Source organism: Methylobacterium sp. Leaf99 (assembly GCF_001422375.1).
GTDB lineage: Bacteria > Pseudomonadota > Alphaproteobacteria > Rhizobiales > Beijerinckiaceae > Methylobacterium.
This window is the reverse complement of sequence record NZ_LMMU01000007.1, coordinates 499746-515125: the sequence shown is the minus strand read 5'-3', so window position 1 is coordinate 515125 and position 15380 is coordinate 499746. Positions and strand designations below refer to the sequence as shown.

The window sequence follows — 15380 nt, the reverse complement described above, 5'->3', positions numbered from 1 at the left end:
GTGATGTCCGCGCCCCGAGCCTAGACAGAAGTGAGATAACGGGGCGTAAAGACCCGGGGGCGCGGACACCGTTCATCCTGCGACCCGTTCGGGGGGATTTCATGCCGGGAGCGTCGGCCACAGGGTTCCGCGTCGTCCTCGGACTGGGGATCGGCCTCGCCGGACCGGTCTCGGCCCGCGACCGGGCGGTCGCGCCCGCCGGGGAAGTCCGGCCGTGCCCGTCGCAGGGCGCCGGCTTCGTCCGGGTGCCGGGCACCACCACCTGCCTGCGCCTGTCCGGGCGGGTCGCGGCCGGACTTGCAGCCGGACTTGCAGCCGGACCCGCGGCGGAGCGGCGGAACCCCGCGCCATTGTCCCTGGGCCGCCTGTCCGTCGACACGCGCACCACCACGGATTACGGCCCCGTCCGCGCCTTCGTGCGCATGGGGACCGGCCGGCCCTGACCCCTCACAGGCTGCGCGACAGCACCAGGGACTGGCCGGCGCCCATGCCGGGGCGGGCATAGGGGGAGGGGGCATGCGCCGGGCGGCCGTAGATGGTCGATGCGCGGGCGCGGCCGACTTCCTCGGCCAGCGACTTCACCAGCCCCTCCGAGACGGCGCGGGCGGTGGCGAGCACCATCTGGTTGGCCTCGACCACCGCCGTGAAGCGCCGGTGGGCCGCCTTCAGGGCCTCGAGGCCCTCGGGGGCGAAGCGCGCCAGGGCGATGGCGTTGGCCTTGATGGTCTCGAGGCCCTGGAGGTAGGCCGCCGACAGGCCGGTCTTGCGCTCGGCCTCGGCCAGGCCCTCGCGCAGGCGCCCGACGCGGATGTGATCGCTCTCCCGGACCAGCACGCCCTCCAGGGCCTGGAGGCTCTCCATCACCCGGGCGACGAGGGCCCCGGCCCCGGCCCGGTCGACGATGCGCAAGGGGCTCTCAGTTGACGCCGCCATGGCTGCCCTCCTGCATCTTCATCATCTCGCGAAACACCTGATCGCCGATGCCGACGCCGCCGCTCTTCACGATCTGGCCGGCATATTCCTTGGTGAGCATCGAGCGGTAGACGCCGCCGCCGGTGCCGTTGTCGCCGAGCGGCCCCTCGGTGCCCTCGGACTGGGCGAGCCGGTCGAGGCTCTGCTCGAGGAACATGGTCTCGAACTCGTTCGAGGCCTTGCGCGCCTTCGCCTCGGCGGCACTCTTCGGGGCCGCCGTGGCGGCGGCGGTCTTCGACGCACCCGCCACGGTCTTGGCGATGTCGCCGACGATGGCCTTGCCGACGCCGAGGGCGGCGGAGGCGGCGAGGGGAGCGAACAGCATGGTCAACCTCTCGGGCTGGGGGAGGGGGGGAGCATCACATCACCTCGATATCGGCCTGGAGGGCGCCCGAGGCCTTGATCGCCTGGAGGATCGAGATGAGGTCGCGGGGCCCGACGCCCAGGGCGTTGAGCCCGTCGACGAGCTCGCGCAGGGTCACGCCCTCCTTGACCAGGGCGAGCTTGTTGCCCTCGCCGGTATCGACCTTCACGCCGGTGCGCGGCACCACCGTGGTCTGGCCGTTGGAGAAGGGGGCGGGCTGGCTCACCTGCGGCTGCTCGGTGATGGTCACGGTCAGGTTGCCCTGCGCGATGGCCACCGTGGAGACCCGGACGTCCCGGCCCATGACGATGATGCCCGAGCGCTCGTCGACGATGACCCGCGCGGTCTGGTCGGGCTCGACCTTGAGCTGCTCGATCTCGGTGACGAGGCGGATCATGTTGCCGTTGTACTTCGGCGGGATCTGCAGGGTGACGGTGGCGGGGTCCGTCGGCTCGGCGGTGTCGGCGCCCATGAAGTCGTTGATGGCGGCCGCGATCCGCTTCGAGGTCGTGAAGTCGGGGTTGCGCAGGGACAGGCGCAGGGAGCGCATGTCGTTCATCTTGAACGCCATCTCGCGCTCGATCATCGCCCCGTTGGGCACGCGCCCGTTGGTGGGCACGCCGCGGGTGATCTTGGCGGCGTCGCCCTCGGCCGAGAAGCCCGCGATGGCCACCGACCCCTGGGCCAGGGCGTAGACCTCGCCGTCGGCGCCGAGCAGGGGCGTCACCAGCAGGGTCCCGCCCTGGAGGGATTTGGCGTCGCCGAGCGACGACACGGTGATGTCGATGCGGTTGCCCTGCGTGGCGAAGGGCGGCAGGCTCGCCGTCACCATCACGGCGGCCAGATTCTGGGTCCGCATGGTGGCGCCGCGGGTGTTGACGCCGAGGCGCTCCAGCATGGCCTGGAGCGACTGCTTGGTGAACGGGATGTTGTTCAGGGTATCGCCGGTGCCGTTGAGGCCCACCACGATGCCGTAGCCGACGAGCTGGTTCTGGCGCACGCCCTCGATGCTCGCCATGTCCTTCACCCGCGACAGGGCGAAGGCCCGCTCCGGGACCGCCAGCGTCAGGACGCAGGCCAGGGCCAGGAGGCACCGGGCCAGGCGGCGAGGCGACCGCCAGGCAGGCCGAAACGTCGAGGAGGGCATCTGAATTCGCATGGTGCGCTTCGATGAGGGGTCGAGTTCCCCCAACGTGCCAGGAGCGTGCCAACCATGGGGTTTCTGTAAACCCTTGGAATTGAACGAATTATTCCAGGCCCTGCGGCGCACGCCATCGATCCGACCCGGCACGCTCCGTGTCGACCCGGCAGGTTCTGCCGGGATGTTCACGGATGTTTAACCATCCCGGCCGGATTCTGCCGTCTCGCACCGATCCTGGGTTCCCGCTTCGCGGGGACCGGATCGGCCGCCCTCCGGTGCCGCGCGGGTCCGGGGCGGATGGAGGGGCCGCGCGGGTTCGGAACGGTCGTCCCACCATGCGCATCGACCCCCGCTTCGCCGCGGCGCCCACGGGTGCGGCCGCCGCGCCGCGCCGCCCGGAAGGGGGCCCGGCCTTCGCCCTCGGACAGGCCCCGGCCACGACCACGAGCGCCGCCGCGACACCGGCCGCGTCGCTGGCCGGCCTCGACGCCATCCTCACCCTCCAGACCAACGCCGACACGCCCGAGGAGCGCCGCCGCCGTGCGACCCGGCGCGGTCACGACCTCCTCGACGGCCTCGACCGCCTGAAGGCCTCCCTCATCATGGGCCGGGTCTCGACCCGGGACCTCCAGGCCATCGCCGGGCGCCTGTCGCAGCGGAGCGGCGACAGCGGCGACCCCCGCCTCGACGGCCTCATCGCCGACATCGAATTGCGGGCGGCGGTGGAGCTCGCCAAGCTTTCGGCCTCCCGCGCCGCCTGAAACCCGCGACGCCCGCAGACACACGAAGGCCCTACCCGATCCTCGCGGATCGGGTAGGGCCTGAAGCCGCGTCTCGTCGTGCTGCGAACCGAGGATCAGCCCTTGGTCTTCGCCTTCGTGCCCTTGGCCGGCTCTTCCAGGTCATCGGCCTCGTCGGCCTTGGCCTTGCCCTTCGCCGCCTTGCCGCGCGGCGCGTCGCCGTCGGCCGCATCCGTCTCCGAGCCCTCCGTGTTGATCCGCTCGGCGATCTCGCTCAGGAGCGCGTCGGTCTTCTTCTCCTCCTCGAGGGTCTCTTCGAGGAGCTTCGCCGCGTCCTCGTGGCCGAGCTGGCGCGCCCAGGTCTTCAGGGTGCCGTAGCGGGCGATCTCGTAATGCTCCACCGCCTGGGCGCAGCCGATGAGCACGGCGTCGGCGGCAGGGCTGTCGCCGAAATCCTCAAGATCCTCTTCCATCTCCGAGGTGATGCCCTGCATCGCCTCGCAGGTCTTGGAACGGGCCGGCTTGCCGATGATCTCGAACACCTGGCCGAGCCGCTCGACCTGATGGGCGCTCTCTTCCGCATGCGCGGTGAAGGCCTGGCGCAGCTCGTCGTTCTCCGCAGCCTTGGCGGACTTCTTGAGGGCGCGGACGGACTGCTTCTCGGCGTAGTACACGTCCTTCAGGGTCTCGTAGAAGGCGTCCGCGAGGGTCTTCTGCTTGGCGGCCATGGGTTCGGTCTCTCTGAGGTTGGAGCGATGGATTGCGGCGCCGGATCTGACCTGCCCTCCGGCGAAGGGAATGCCGGCTCGTCGCACCAGAGCACGACAAGACACAAGCTTGCTACCGAGTTTTATAGATCAGTGCGATCCTTCGTGCGTATCACCGAAAGACGAGGGAAACTCAGTCGGCCGTGGCCCACTCGTCCTTGGCCTGCGCCGCCGTGCGATTGAGCGTGATGCGCCCGTCCGCGACCGATGCGATGGAATCGATGTGAAGATAATGGTGCTTACCGCCCGCATCTTCGTCAGTCTTCGTCATCTTGATACGCTGTCCCTCAAGATGATCGACGGTTCCGACGTGGACATCATCCGATCCGATGACGGGCATGTGCTCGCGAATGTCTTCGGTGCTCATGATCACCACTCTGTTTCAGCCGAGCCCAACGTGGCCCATCGGGCATGGTTCCTGGCCGCCGGCGGATGACGGGGGATGGGCGGATTCTGTCGCAGGACGGCATGGCCGCGTTCCCCGGCGGGGCTTGAACCGATGTGTCCGGCAGGCTTGAACAAGATCCCGGCCCGACCTGAATCGGCATCCTGGGCGGGGCCTGAAACGAGATCCCCGGCGGGGCTTGAAACGGGACCCCGGCGGGGCTTGAAACGAGATCCCGGCGGGGCCTGCCGTTGACGCCCCCGCGTCGATCCCCGACAAGCCGCACCATCCCTGAACCCGGACACGCGGACGGGCTGCGATCCGTCGCACCCGTGGGCCGGCGCACATGCTGTTCAACTCCATCGTCTTCCTGCTGGGCTTCCTGCCCGTCGCCCTCGGGCTCCACGCCGTGGTGCTGCGGTGGCGCCCGGCCGCGCGGCCCGACTGCCTGCTTCTCCTGTCGTTCGTGTTCTACGGATGGTGGGACCCGCGCTTCGTCCCGTTGCTGGCCGTGTCCATCCTGGCGAACTGGCTGGTCGCCCGGGCCTATCTCCGGAAGCGCCCGCACGGTCTGATCCCCCTCGCCATCGCGCTGAACCTCGCGGCCCTGGCGGTCTTCAAGTACCTTGATTTCCTCGCCGACCTCGTCGCCTGGATTCCCGGGGTGGACCTCGGCCATGCCGGCCTCGCCCTGCCGCTCGGCATCTCGTTCTTCACCTTCCACCACTGCATGTATCTCGCCGACCTCCGGGCCGGCCGGGCCCCCGCCTTCGGCCTCAGGGCCTATGCCCTCTACATCGCGTTCTTCCCGCAGGTGCTCGCCGGGCCCCTCGTGCGCTGGCGCGAGGTGATGCACCAGTTCGCCGAGCGCGCGCCCGTCGCGCCCGAGCGCGTCGGGCAGGGGCTGATGCTGCTCTGCCTCGGGCTGACGAAGAAGGTGTTCTTCGGCGATCCCCTCGCGGGGATCGTCAATCCGGTCTTCGAACTGGCGGCGTCCGGCGCCACCGTGACCGTGGCACAGGCCTGGCAGGCGGCGCTCGGCTTCACCTTCCAGATCTACTTCGACTTCTCCGGCTACACCGACATGGCCCTGGGGCTCGGCCTGATGTTCGGGATCGTCCTGCCGCCGAACTTCGACCGTCCGTATCGGGCCACCTCCCTGCGGGAGTTCTGGCGGCGCTGGCACATGACCCTGTCGCGCTTCCTGCGCGACTACCTCTACGTTCCCTTGGGCGGCAACCGCCGCGGCCTCGCCCGCCAGCTCCTCGCCCTCGGCGCCACCATGACCCTTGGCGGCCTGTGGCACGGCGCCGGCCTCACCTTCGTGGCCTGGGGCGCCGCCCATGGCCTCGGCCTCGGCCTCGGCCTGCTGTGGCGGCGGGCGGGGCTCGCCATGCCGGCGGCCCTCGGCTGGTGCCTCACCTTCGGCTTCGTCGCCGTGACCTGGGTGCTGTTCCGCGCCCCCGATCTCCCGACGGCGCTCCGGATCCTCGGCGGTCTCGTCGGACAGGCGCCCCTGGGCACCGGGCTGTCCTGGCGCACCCTGGCGCCGGCGGCGGCCCTCGCCTGCCTCGGCCCCACGGCCTGGACCGTCGTGCAGCGCACGCCGCCCGGCCGCCTCGCGGCCCTTGGCTTCGGCCTGCTGTTCGTCGCCCTGCTGCTGCGGATCGGCGAGGACGCGAACTACGCCTTCATCTACTTTCAGTTCTGATCCGACCGCCCGGACCCTTGGCCGGGAGGCGCCGGCACGCCCTACAGCCGTTGCGTGTTTGCCGCAGCGCACGCTCCATCTGTTACGATCCTGCCTCCCTGTGGTATCCCCGCGTTGTCGTGGACCGTTCCCTGCATTATAGCCACGCAAAATATCGCCGCAGACTGACCGCGACGGACTTGCGAGGGGCGCGAATGGCGAAGATCACACTCGAGGACGGCTACGTACCGAGCGAGAGCGAGCCTTTCATGAATGATCGGCAGCGCGAGTACTTCCGCCGGAAACTCTTGGGTTGGAAATCCGACATCTTGCGCGAGGCGCAGGACACCCTCGTCGCCCTCCAGAGCGAGAACGAGAACCATCCCGATCTCGCCGATCGCGCCTCGTCGGAGACCGACCGCGCCATCGAGCTGCGCGCCCGCGACCGCCAGCGCAAGCTCACCGGCAAGATCGACGCCGCCCTGGCCCGCATCGAGGACCGCTCCTACGGCTATTGCGAGGAGACGGGCGAGCCGATCTCCCTGAAGCGCCTCGACGCCCGTCCCATCGCCACCCTGTCCCTGGAGGCCCAGGAACGGCACGAGCGCCGCGAGCGGGTCTACCGCGACGATTGAGCTTTCGTCGGACAGGGCCGAAGGCGGCGCGGCGCCGGAATTCAGTCCCCATCAAACACTTGGCGCTGCGTGAGATCCCTTTTGATCGGGCGCAACGCGATCACTTCCTCGACGCAATCCGGTGACTTGACGAAGCCCGACGCAGGGGCGGTGGAACCTTAGGACTTCCAGCCGGCTTCCCGACGACAACAGAATCGTCCGGGAGACAACGCCATGAACAATGAAGTGCTCGTCCTCGTCCTCGCCGTCGTGACCCTCGGCCTCGTCATCGGCGTCGCCCTGTGGCAGCGCGCCCGCGTCGCGGCGAAGAAGAACGATCCCGAGCGCTCCGCCTTCGTCAAGGATCACGGCGAGGCCCCGCGCCCGAACCGTCCGGGTACGGAGCACTGAGCAGCCCGGCGGAGCGTCCGGCCGCAAACCGGCTCCGCCCTCGGCACTGGAGAGCCGGTCCCGACGAGCGCCTCAGAACGGCAGCAGCACGTCCACGATCTGCTGGCCGTAGCGCGGCTGCTGGACGTCGGTGATCTGGCCCCTTCCGCCGTAGGCGATGCGGGCCTGGGCGATCTTGGACGACTCGATGGTGTTGTCGGATTCGATGTCCTCGGGCCGGACCACGCCGGCGACGATGAGCTCGCGCACCTCGAAGTTGATGCGGATCTCCTGCTTGCCCTCCACCACGAGATTGCCGTTGGGCAGGATCTGCGTGACGATGGCGGCGATGCTGGTGGTGACGGTCTCGTTGCGCTGGACCGAGCCGGTGCCGTCGCTCGACGTGGTCGAGGTGGCGTTGAGGAGCTTGTCGGCGGCGATGCCGGCGGCGGCGATGCCGGCGCTCTTCTCCAGGCCGAAGGCGTTGGGCAGGCCGAACCCCTCGGCGTTGGAGCGCGAGCGCTTGGTCTCGTTGTTGAGGTTGGCCTTGTCGGTGACGTTGACCTTCACGGTCACGAGGTCGCCGATGCGGGCCGCGCGCTGATCCTTGAAGAACGCCCGCGATCCCGTGCGCCACAGGGAGTTCGGCGCGTAGGAGACCGGCTGGACCTCGGGCATCGGCAGGCGCACGGGCTTGTAGCCGGCCTGGGACGTCGGGTCCTCGATGGCCGACAGGGCCGGCGTCGCGCCGATCTGCGAGAGCCGGTCGGCGGTGTTGCAGGCGGCCAGGCCCGTGCACAGGAGCGCGACGGCGAGGGCGGGGCGAACGCGGTGGGTCATCGGGACCGTGCTGGAAGCGTTGTGGACCATGGCGATCACCGGGCGCCGTCGAGGGCGGCGTTGGCCTGCCGCTGGACCGGTGCGGGGGCCGGGCCGACGGAGACCCGGCCCGGTCCGGTGACGGTGGCGGGCAGCACCTTCTTCGAGACCGGATTGGTCACGGTGATCGTGGCGCCGAGGCGGCCGCTCTCGTTGGCCTGCCCCCGCAGGGACAGGGCGAGGCCGGGTGCGTCGAACACGATGGTGACGGCCTCGCCGCGCAGGACGAGGTCCGGGGGCGCGACATCGCCGCCGCGCAGGATCGCGCCGGTGCTCAAGGCCCGCTGCGCCACCTGACCGGGCAGGTCTGCCGCACCCGTCCGGGCATCGGTGGGGACCGCTTCCCTGGGCCGGCGCTCGAGGGTGAAGTCGGCGGCGGTGATGGCCTCGCCGCGATTGAGCTGCCGGCCGAGGACGACGACCTCGCGAATCTCCATGACGAGGCCGGTGACCCGGAGCGACGCCTGGCGCTCGCCGAGCGTCACCAGGGCGGCGAGCCGCCGCGAGCGCGGATCGTAGGTGAGGTCGAGGGCGGTGGCCTGGCCGTCGAGGTCGACGGGGGCGAGCAGCACCGGGGCATCGCCGTCGAGGCGGATCGCCAGGGTGCGGCCGTCGAGTCCGTAGGCCGTCTCGAGGGACCGTTTCAGGGCGGCCTCGATCTCGGGCTGGGCGACGCGCCGGGCCGCGCGCTGGACCGCGACCTGAACGCGCCCGCCGGTCTCGATCTCACCGAGCCCGAGGGCCGTTACGGCCTCGGCGATGCGCCGGGCCTGGATCGTTCCACTGGCCCCGAGTGACGGCGCGCGGAACAGCGGGCGCGCCGAGAGATCCGGGCTCGCACCCTCCACGAGATCGCCCAATGTCAGCACGTCGCCGCGCGCCGTGACGTCGCCGCGCAGGCGCAGGCGCTGCGCCGGCCCCTCCGCCAGCACCGGCAGGGTGAGAAGTCCAAGCGCCAGGAGCGCGAGTAGAGCGCGAACGACCATCGCCGGATTGACCGGCGCGACACGGGGTCGAATGGTCGGGTGAACACATCTCAGGGCGTACATGGCTGGAGCGCTCCCGATCAACCGCGGAACATCTGCGAGGTGGTGGACATCATCTGGTCGGCGGCGGTGACGACCTTCGAATTCATCTCGTAGGCGCGCTGGGCCGCGATCAGGGACGAGATTTCGGTGACCGCATTGACGTTGGCCTCTTCGAGGTAGCTCTGCTGCAGGTTGCCGAACCCCTCCGACCCCGGCGTCGCGGCAATGGCCGGTCCCGACGCGGCGGTCTCGATGAACAGGTTGTCGCCGATGGATTCGAGGCCGACCTTGTTGACGAAGCGCGCCAACTGGAACTGCCCTAGGGCCTGCGGCGCCGTCTGTCCCGGCACCGTCGCCTGCACCGCGCCCTGCGCGCTGATGGTCACGGACGTGGCGTTGTTCGGCACCGTGATGCCGGGATCGACGAGGTAGCCGTCGCGGGTGACGAGTTGGCCCTGCGCGGACAGGTCGAACGAGCCGTCGCGGGTATAGGCCGTGCGCCCGTCCGGCATGGTGACGCGGAACATGCCCTCGCCGCGGATGGCGACGTCGTAGTCCTTTTCCGTCGAGGTGAGCGTGCCCTGCGACATCACCCGGGCCGTCGAGGTGGTCTTGACGCCCGAGCCGATGGCCAGGCCCGCCGGGAGCTGGGTGTTCTGGTCCGAGGTCGAGGAGCCGGCCCGGCGCAGGTTCTGGTAGAGCAGATCCTGGAAATGCGGCTGCTGGCGCTTGTAGCCGGTGGTCCGAAGGTTGGCGATGTTGTTGGAGATGACCTGGACGTTGAGTTCCTGGGCCGCCATGCCGGTGGCGGCGGCGTAGAGCGCGCGCATGGGTGCTGATCCTTAAGCGACGTCGGCGAGGCGACGGATCGCCGTGCCGCGCAACTCGTCGAGGCGCGAGATCACGCCGGAAACCATGGTGTAGGTGCGATTCACGTCCATCAGCCGGGTCATCTCGATGACCGGCTTGACGTTGGAGCGCTCCAGGGCGCCCGACTCGACGCGACCGGCCAGACCCGCCGGGGTCGGCGCGGCGGTGGAGGCGTAGAGGTTGGCGCCTTCGTTGGTGAGGGCCTGCGGGTTGGCGAAGGTCACGAGCCGGACCCGGCCGCGGATGCCGAGGTTGGTCGAGACCGTCCCGTCGGGGCCGATGGCGATGCCGGTCTCCTGCGGGCTGATCTGGATCGGGCCGCCATCGCCCTGCACGGCGTAGCCGTCGCTGGTGACGAGGTTGCCCTGCGCATCGGTCTCGAAGGCGCCGTTGCGGGTGTAGCGGTCCCCCGAAGGCGTCCGCACGACGAGGAAGGCCTCGCCCCGCACCGCAATGTGGAGGGGATTGCCGGTCTGCTCGATGGGCCCCTGGCCGAGATCGAGGGCGGTACCCTGGTCGATGACGTAGGACACGCGCCGATCCGGCTTCTGGAACGAATCCGCGCTCGCCACCGGCATCAGGTATTCCTGGAAGCGCGAGTTGCGCGCCTTGAAGCCGTTGGTGGAGACGTTGGCCATGTTGTTGGCGATCACCTCCAGCTCGCGCTGAAGCGCGACCTGGCTCGAGACCCCCACGAACATTGCGTTCTGCATGACACGACCCAACTGCGACGAGCGGTAACTGGGGAACAGATCCGCATAGGCCGTGCCACCCCGAGCAACCGGAATTTCGTTTGTCTTTTCCGTAGGTTAAAGATACATCCGACCGGCACCATCGGCCGACGCCCGGTCCGCGCGGCAAGTCCGACCCGGCAGTTCTTGCCGCCTTAACGGCGCGTTAACCCTCGCGGCCGATATCTCGATCGCACGGGCATCGCGGTGAGGCGATCGCACCCGACGACGGCGTCGCAGTCAGGGCAGAATCGATGGCGAAGAAGCCCAAGAAGGTTGCCGTAGAGGGCGAAGAGGGTGAGGCCCCGGCCGGCTCGAAGAAGAAGCTCATCATCATCGCGGCGGTGGCCGTCCTGGCGCTCGGCGGCGGCGGGGTCTTCCTGATGAAGAAGAAAGCCGGCGGTGAGGGTCACGCGCCGGCCGTCGCCGAGGTCAAGGCGCCCATCGTGTTCCTCGACGTGCGGGAAATGATGGTCAACCTGTCGAGCGAAGCCGGTCAGGAGAAGGCCCGCGTCGCCAAGATCAAGATCTCCATCGAACTCAAGGACGCGAAGGTGGAGCAGGAGGTGAAGCCCCTGATGCCGCGTATCGAGGACGCCTTCCAGGTCTACATGCGTGAATTGCGCGCCAGCGATCTGGCGGGTTCCGCCGGCCTCTACCGCCTGCGCGAGGAACTCCTGCGGCGGGTCAACGTCGCGATCCACCCGGCCCGGGCCGAGGCGGTGCTCTTCAAGGACGTCATCGTCCAGTAGCCCTCGCCGACCCCTTTCACACCCGCATTCGGAACTTCCATGGCCGACGCCGACGAGGACGACTGGGCCGCAGCCCTCATCGCGCAGAACGAGGCCGGGGGTGATTCCTCCCTCGCCGACGAGTGGGGCGCGGCCCTGGCCGAACAGGGTACGACCACGCACGCCAGCGACGTCGCCGCCGAATGGGCGACGATGATCGAGGACGGGGAGACCGACAACCTTCCCGAGCTCAGCGGCAACGACCGCATCCTGAACCAGGACGAGATCGACGGCGTCCTCGGCTTCTCCTTACGCGAGCTGTCGGCCTCCGGGGCCGGCGGCGTGCGTGCCATCGTCGATTCGGGCGTCGTCCAGTACGAACGCCTGCCGATGCTGGAAATCGTCTTCGACCGGATGATCCGGTTGCTCTCGACAAGCCTGCGCAATTTCTTCCAGGACAACGTCGAGGTGACGCTGGACAACATCACGTCGGTGCGGTTCGGCGACTACCTCAACGCAATTCCCCTACCGACCCTGCTCGGCGTGTTCCGGGCCGATGCCTGGGAGAATTCAGGCCTCGTCACCGTCGAATCGAACCTCGCCTATTCGACCATGGACCTGCTGCTCGGCGGCAAGCGCGGCGGCAGCTCGACGCGCCTCGACGGGCGGCCCTTCACCACCATCGAGATGCAGCTCGTCCGCCGCCTCGTGGAGATCATCCTCTCCGACCTCGAACTGTCGTTCCAGCCGCTCTCGCCGGTGCGCTTCGCCATCGACCGGATCGAGACCAACCCGCGCTTCGCCACGATCACGCGTCCGGCCAATGCCGCCATCCTGATCAGCCTCAAGCTCGACATGGACGGGCGCGGCGGCCTGCTCCAGATCCTGTTCCCCTACGCCACCATCGAGCCGATCCGTGAACTGCTCATGCAGAGCTTCATGGGCGAGAAGCTCGGCCGCGACCACGTCTGGGAGAGCCACCTCGCCACCGAGATCTGGCAGGCCGACGCGACCATGGAGGCCGTACTCCACGAGACGATGCTGCCCTTGAAGAAGGTGCTGTCCCTGAAGGTGGGCGACACCCTGATGTTCGACACCAAGCCCTCCGACCTCATCTCCGTCCGCTGCGGGGACTGGGCCCTGACTCAAGGGCGGATCGGCCGGGTGGACGACAGTATCGCCGTGCAGCTGACGCGGCCGCTGCGCCGGTCCCGCACCACGTTCCAGGCTTTCGAGGCCTCCATGAACAACCGCAACGACGGGTGAGCCGCATGAGTCTCCTCGCCACCCTCGGCGCCGATATCCTCGTCGCCATCCTGCTCGTCGCCACGATCGTCTCATCCGTGCGGCTGAGCCGGCGGATCTCCCGGATGAAGGCCGACGAGGCGGGGATGCGCCAGACCATCGGCGACCTCGTGGTGGCCAGCGCCACGGCGGAGCGCGCCGTGGCAGGCCTGCGCGCCACCCTCGACGAATGCGACCGGACCCTCGCCGACCGCCTCGCCACCGCGGAGCGTTACGCCGCCGATCTCTCCGCCCACGTGACGGCCGGCGAGGCCGTGATCGGACGGATTTCGGCCATCGTCGCACAGGCCGGCGGCGCTCACGGCGGCGTCGCCCGCCCGGCACCGCGCCTCGCGGACGGGCCCGTCCATAGCGCCCCGCAGGCTGCAAAACCCCAGGCCCGCAACCCGCCGGAGGGTCCGAGCACCCCCAATGGCGAGCGCCTCGGAGCCGCCGCGGCTGCAGCGCTCGCCATGTCCGAACGGGCCCTCGAACGCCTGCGGAGCAAGGCCGCATGACCGGTCCGGTCTCCCCACGGCTTCCGGGACCGGCCAAGAAGACCGGGAAGCCGGGTCTGCGCGCGCGACTTCCACAACCGCGCCCGCTCAAGCTGCGTCTGATCGATGCCGTCACCCTCGCGGCCGTCGGCCTTCTCGTCCTGAAGCTCGCGGCGATCACGATCGAGGATTCGAAACCCGCGCCCGACGCACCCCTGCCGGAGTTCGCCCGCGTGCTGGCCAAGGCCCGTACGGGCTACGAGCCGTCCGATCCGGCCACCACCGGCTCGGTCACGGCGAAGGAGCCGGAGAAGCCGGCGCCCGAGCCCGAGAAGCCGGCACTCCGCCCCCCTCCGCCGCCGGAGGCGATGCCCGCATCCGAGCGCGCGATCCTCGAGCGCTTGGCGGGCCGCCGCGACACCCTCAAGCAGCGCAGCGACGCCCTCGACCTGCGCGAGCAGCTCATCGGCACCGCCGAGCGCAAGCTGGAGACCGGCATCGATGCGCTCAAACAGGGCGAGGGAAGTGCCGAGGGGGGCGCCAATCAGCGTGCCGAGGCCGAGAAGGCGGCCCTGAAGAACATCGTCACCATGTACGAGACGATGAAGCCCAAGGACGCCGCACGGGTGTTCGATCGCCTCACCCTCGAGGTGCTGGTCCCCATCGTCCTGGCCATGAACCCGCGCAAGATGGCGGAGGTCCTGGCGCTGATGCAGTCGGAGCCCGCCGAGAAGCTCACCATCGCCCTCGCGAACCGCGCGCGCGGGACCCAACCGCCGTCACAGGCTCCGTCGGTCGCCGGTCTCGGCCCCAACGAGCTCCCGGCCATCGAATCCACGGGCAGACTCGACCCGAAGCGCTGACGACCCAGTCTCAGCAAACCCTTACGGTTGCGCGCGTGGTGCGTCGGGGTTAGGCGGCAGGCTCAGAGGTTATCAGGTGTGACGCCCCCGATCGACAGCGGGTGGGGCGCCGCGTGAGAGTCTCCGATGCTCGAGATATCCCTGGAGGCCCCGCTTGCCGCTACCCTGCCCGCTCCGACCGCTCCCCGCCGCCGCGCTCGGCCTGCTCCTGACCCTCCTGCCAGCCGCCATCGCGCCGACCTTCGCCCAGGACGCCGCTGAGCCGGAAGCGCCGGCAGAAGCGGCCCCGAAGCCGAAGCCCAGGCCGAAACCCGTTCCCGCCGCCAAGCCCGCGCCGGCGGCGAAGCCTGCCGCCACGACGGCGGCCCCGGCCCCGGCATCGGCCCCGGCGGCAGTCTGGCCCGTCGGTGCCAGTTCGGTGAGCGAAGTCTACGGCGACTGGACCGTGGTCTGCGCGCGAGAGGGAGCCGGGCCGGTCACCTGTACCCTGATGCAGGCGCAGGGCTCGAAGACCGATGGACGCCGCTCCTTCGCCATCGAATTGCGCGCCCCGGCCGAGGGCCGGGCGGCAGGGCTGATCCTGATGCCGCTCGGCGTCAACATCGAGGGCGGCGTCCAGTTCAAGCTCGACGAGGCGATCCTGGGGCAGGGTGCGCCCTATCTGAGCTGCAGCCAGGAAGGCTGCATCGTCCCCGTCAGCTTCCCCACCCTCGCCACCGACACCATGAAGGCGGCGAAGGCCCTGACCGTGACGGCCACCAGACCCGATGCGAAGGAGCCCCTGGTCATCACCGTGCCACTCGGCGGCTTCGGGCCGGCGCTCGCCCGCGCGGCCGCCCTGACCGGCTGAGTTCCGCAGTCCGATCTCGAACGGCGGCGTGTCCCAAGAAACGTCCATCAACGAAGACGCCGCACCGACGACCAACCGTGAGGAAACGCCGATGAGAAGACTTCTGACAGCCGGCCTGCTGGTGGCCGCACTGACCGCGCCCGCCCTGGCCCAGACCGCGCCGCCCGACGCCGCCGCCGCTCCCGAGCCCCGCCCCCCCGAAACGAAGGCCGAGCGCCAACGCAACAGCGCGGCAAAGCTCGCCGGCCTGCTCTACTTCGTTCAGAATGCCTGCCCGGACCTCAAGCCCGACTACGCACGCTTCAAGGACGTCGTTGCCGGCCTTGGCGTGACCCTGGAGGATCTGTCCGCGGGCGATCTGCTGCTGCGCTCGCGCGCCTACACGGAGGTCTACACCAAGGATACACCCGGGAGCTGCGCCCGAGCCGACACCAATTTCGGTGCCGCGGGCTCCACGATTCCCAATCTCGTCGTCAAGCGCACGGCACCCTAGCGGCCCGCGGACGAGAGCGGCAGGCGGACGACGTCCCGTCGATCGGGTCGCGATGGCGGCCATCGATCGTCCTTCGGGGCGGCGCCGACCT

Annotated in this window: 20 protein-coding genes; 11 read left to right on the top strand and 9 right to left on the bottom strand. The window is 69.6% G+C overall.

The features are described 5' to 3' along the window. The first annotated feature begins 101 nt into the window (after positions 1 to 101). Positions 102 to 443 carry a porin gene (locus ASF28_RS13290; protein WP_056093170.1) on the top strand — a complete coding sequence of 114 codons (342 nt, stop codon included), beginning with the start codon at positions 102 to 104 and terminating at the stop codon, positions 441 to 443. Positions 444 to 447: 4 nt separating this feature from the next. On the opposite strand, the gene ASF28_RS13285 is transcribed toward ASF28_RS13290, so the two are convergent. Genes ASF28_RS13285 through ASF28_RS13275 form a run of 3 tightly spaced genes read right to left on the bottom strand, consistent with a single transcriptional unit; the run spans position 448 to position 2495 of the window. After that, on the bottom strand, positions 448 to 933 hold the full coding sequence (locus ASF28_RS13285) for a hypothetical protein (RefSeq protein ID WP_056093167.1): 486 nt from the start codon (positions 931 to 933) through the stop codon (positions 448 to 450). Continuing rightward, positions 917 to 1297: a rod-binding protein gene (locus ASF28_RS13280; protein WP_056093164.1), complete on the bottom strand. Its 381-nt coding sequence runs from the start codon at positions 1295 to 1297 to the stop codon at positions 917 to 919. Before ASF28_RS13280 ends, ASF28_RS13285 begins: the two co-directional genes overlap by 17 nt. Before the next feature lie 34 nt (positions 1298 to 1331). Next, positions 1332 to 2495, bottom strand: a complete 1164-nt coding sequence (locus ASF28_RS13275) for a flagellar basal body P-ring protein FlgI (protein WP_244475005.1) — start codon at positions 2493 to 2495, stop codon at positions 1332 to 1334. Between the two features lie 317 nt (positions 2496 to 2812). Here ASF28_RS13275 and ASF28_RS13270 point away from each other — a divergent pair, with 317 nt between their 5' ends. Next, positions 2813 to 3238: a flagellar assembly protein FliX gene (locus tag ASF28_RS13270; protein ID WP_056093158.1), complete on the top strand. Its 426-nt coding sequence runs from the start codon at positions 2813 to 2815 to the stop codon at positions 3236 to 3238. A gap of 95 nt (positions 3239 to 3333) precedes the next feature. On the opposite strand, the gene ASF28_RS13265 is transcribed toward ASF28_RS13270, so the two are convergent. Together ASF28_RS13265 and ASF28_RS13260 are read right to left on the bottom strand one after the other, a co-directional pair. Beyond that, a complete protein-coding gene (locus tag ASF28_RS13265; protein ID WP_082476546.1) occupies positions 3334 to 3945 on the bottom strand; it encodes a YciE/YciF ferroxidase family protein in 612 nt (203 codons plus the stop codon). Between the two features lie 172 nt (positions 3946 to 4117). Next, positions 4118 to 4351, bottom strand: coding sequence for a DUF2171 domain-containing protein (locus ASF28_RS13260; protein ID WP_056094181.1), 234 nt, complete (start codon positions 4349 to 4351; stop codon positions 4118 to 4120). A 364-nt stretch (positions 4352 to 4715) separates the two neighbouring features. Between ASF28_RS13260 and ASF28_RS13255 the strand changes: the two genes are divergently transcribed. The 3 genes from ASF28_RS13255 to ASF28_RS23000 all read left to right on the top strand — a co-directional run bounded on the left by ASF28_RS13255 (position 4716) and on the right by ASF28_RS23000 (position 7084). Next, entirely contained in the window at positions 4716 to 6080 is a 1365-nt protein-coding gene (locus ASF28_RS13255; protein WP_056093155.1) for an MBOAT family O-acyltransferase, read from the top strand. A gap of 194 nt (positions 6081 to 6274) precedes the next feature. After that, complete coding sequence (gene dksA, locus ASF28_RS13250; RefSeq protein WP_056093152.1) at positions 6275 to 6694, top strand: RNA polymerase-binding protein DksA; 420 nt, start codon at positions 6275 to 6277, stop codon at positions 6692 to 6694. A gap of 213 nt (positions 6695 to 6907) precedes the next feature. Further along, complete coding sequence (locus ASF28_RS23000; protein WP_187273062.1) at positions 6908 to 7084, top strand: hypothetical protein; 177 nt, start codon at positions 6908 to 6910, stop codon at positions 7082 to 7084. Positions 7085 to 7156: 72 nt separating this feature from the next. On the opposite strand, the gene flgH is transcribed toward ASF28_RS23000, so the two are convergent. From flgH to flgF, 4 genes are read right to left on the bottom strand one after another with little or no spacing between them, the layout of a single operon-like run. After that, on the bottom strand, positions 7157 to 7903 hold the full coding sequence (gene flgH, locus ASF28_RS13245; protein WP_056094178.1) for a flagellar basal body L-ring protein FlgH: 747 nt from the start codon (positions 7901 to 7903) through the stop codon (positions 7157 to 7159). 35 nt (positions 7904 to 7938) lie between these two features. Continuing rightward, positions 7939 to 8991 carry a flagellar basal body P-ring formation chaperone FlgA gene (gene flgA / locus ASF28_RS13240; RefSeq protein WP_056093148.1) on the bottom strand — a complete coding sequence of 351 codons (1053 nt, stop codon included), beginning with the start codon at positions 8989 to 8991 and terminating at the stop codon, positions 7939 to 7941. A 17-nt stretch (positions 8992 to 9008) separates the two neighbouring features. Beyond that, on the bottom strand, positions 9009 to 9800 hold the full coding sequence (flgG, locus tag ASF28_RS13235; RefSeq protein ID WP_056093146.1) for a flagellar basal-body rod protein FlgG: 792 nt from the start codon (positions 9798 to 9800) through the stop codon (positions 9009 to 9011). Between the two features lie 12 nt (positions 9801 to 9812). After that, entirely contained in the window at positions 9813 to 10553 is a 741-nt protein-coding gene (gene flgF, locus ASF28_RS13230; RefSeq protein ID WP_056094175.1) for a flagellar basal-body rod protein FlgF, read from the bottom strand. A 272-nt stretch (positions 10554 to 10825) separates the two neighbouring features. Here flgF and fliL point away from each other — a divergent pair, with 272 nt between their 5' ends. The 6 genes from fliL (at position 10826) to ASF28_RS13200 (ending at position 15289) form a co-directional block, all read left to right on the top strand. Continuing rightward, on the top strand, positions 10826 to 11323 hold the full coding sequence (fliL, locus tag ASF28_RS13225) for a flagellar basal body-associated protein FliL (RefSeq protein ID WP_056093142.1): 498 nt from the start codon (positions 10826 to 10828) through the stop codon (positions 11321 to 11323). Positions 11324 to 11362: 39 nt separating this feature from the next. Continuing rightward, positions 11363 to 12568 carry a flagellar motor switch protein FliM gene (gene fliM, locus ASF28_RS13220; RefSeq protein WP_056093140.1) on the top strand — a complete coding sequence of 402 codons (1206 nt, stop codon included), beginning with the start codon at positions 11363 to 11365 and terminating at the stop codon, positions 12566 to 12568. Between the two features lie 5 nt (positions 12569 to 12573). Continuing rightward, positions 12574 to 13104 (top strand): DUF6468 domain-containing protein, encoded by a 531-nt coding sequence (locus tag ASF28_RS13215; protein WP_056093137.1) that lies wholly within the window; start codon positions 12574 to 12576, stop codon positions 13102 to 13104. Further along, positions 13101 to 13946, top strand: coding sequence for a MotE family protein (locus ASF28_RS13210; RefSeq protein ID WP_056093133.1), 846 nt, complete (start codon positions 13101 to 13103; stop codon positions 13944 to 13946). Before ASF28_RS13215 ends, ASF28_RS13210 begins: the two co-directional genes overlap by 4 nt. Positions 13947 to 14100: 154 nt before the next feature. Then, positions 14101 to 14796: an invasion associated locus B family protein gene (locus ASF28_RS13205; protein WP_056093132.1), complete on the top strand. Its 696-nt coding sequence runs from the start codon at positions 14101 to 14103 to the stop codon at positions 14794 to 14796. Positions 14797 to 14887: 91 nt separating this feature from the next. After that, positions 14888 to 15289: a hypothetical protein gene (locus tag ASF28_RS13200; protein ID WP_056093129.1), complete on the top strand. Its 402-nt coding sequence runs from the start codon at positions 14888 to 14890 to the stop codon at positions 15287 to 15289. Positions 15290 to 15380 lie beyond the last annotated feature (91 nt).

Bases quoted from the DNA above. Each gene is read 5' to 3' on its own strand.
- ASF28_RS13290 (WP_056093170.1), top strand. From the start codon at position 102: ATGCCGGGAGCGTCGGCCACAGGGTTCCGCGTCGTCCTCGGACTGGGG.
- ASF28_RS13285 (WP_056093167.1), bottom strand. From the start codon at position 933: ATGGCGGCGTCAACTGAGAGCCCCTTGCGCATCGTCGACCGGGCCGGG.
- ASF28_RS13280 (WP_056093164.1), bottom strand. From the start codon at position 1,297: ATGCTGTTCGCTCCCCTCGCCGCCTCCGCCGCCCTCGGCGTCGGCAAG.
- ASF28_RS13275 (WP_244475005.1), bottom strand. From the start codon at position 2,495: ATGCGAATTCAGATGCCCTCCTCGACGTTTCGGCCTGCCTGGCGGTCG.
- ASF28_RS13270 (WP_056093158.1), top strand. From the start codon at position 2,813: ATGCGCATCGACCCCCGCTTCGCCGCGGCGCCCACGGGTGCGGCCGCC.
- ASF28_RS13265 (WP_082476546.1), bottom strand. From the start codon at position 3,945: ATGGCCGCCAAGCAGAAGACCCTCGCGGACGCCTTCTACGAGACCCTG.
- ASF28_RS13260 (WP_056094181.1), bottom strand. From the start codon at position 4,351: ATGAGCACCGAAGACATTCGCGAGCACATGCCCGTCATCGGATCGGAT.
- ASF28_RS13255 (WP_056093155.1), top strand. From the start codon at position 4,716: ATGCTGTTCAACTCCATCGTCTTCCTGCTGGGCTTCCTGCCCGTCGCC.
- dksA (WP_056093152.1), top strand. From the start codon at position 6,275: ATGGCGAAGATCACACTCGAGGACGGCTACGTACCGAGCGAGAGCGAG.
- ASF28_RS23000 (WP_187273062.1), top strand. From the start codon at position 6,908: ATGAACAATGAAGTGCTCGTCCTCGTCCTCGCCGTCGTGACCCTCGGC.
- flgH (WP_056094178.1), bottom strand. From the start codon at position 7,903: ATGACCCACCGCGTTCGCCCCGCCCTCGCCGTCGCGCTCCTGTGCACG.
- flgA (WP_056093148.1), bottom strand. From the start codon at position 8,991: ATGTACGCCCTGAGATGTGTTCACCCGACCATTCGACCCCGTGTCGCG.
- flgG (WP_056093146.1), bottom strand. From the start codon at position 9,800: ATGCGCGCGCTCTACGCCGCCGCCACCGGCATGGCGGCCCAGGAACTC.
- flgF (WP_056094175.1), bottom strand. From the start codon at position 10,553: ATGCAGAACGCAATGTTCGTGGGGGTCTCGAGCCAGGTCGCGCTTCAG.
- fliL (WP_056093142.1), top strand. From the start codon at position 10,826: ATGGCGAAGAAGCCCAAGAAGGTTGCCGTAGAGGGCGAAGAGGGTGAG.
- fliM (WP_056093140.1), top strand. From the start codon at position 11,363: ATGGCCGACGCCGACGAGGACGACTGGGCCGCAGCCCTCATCGCGCAG.
- ASF28_RS13215 (WP_056093137.1), top strand. From the start codon at position 12,574: ATGAGTCTCCTCGCCACCCTCGGCGCCGATATCCTCGTCGCCATCCTG.
- ASF28_RS13210 (WP_056093133.1), top strand. From the start codon at position 13,101: ATGACCGGTCCGGTCTCCCCACGGCTTCCGGGACCGGCCAAGAAGACC.
- ASF28_RS13200 (WP_056093129.1), top strand. From the start codon at position 14,888: ATGAGAAGACTTCTGACAGCCGGCCTGCTGGTGGCCGCACTGACCGCG.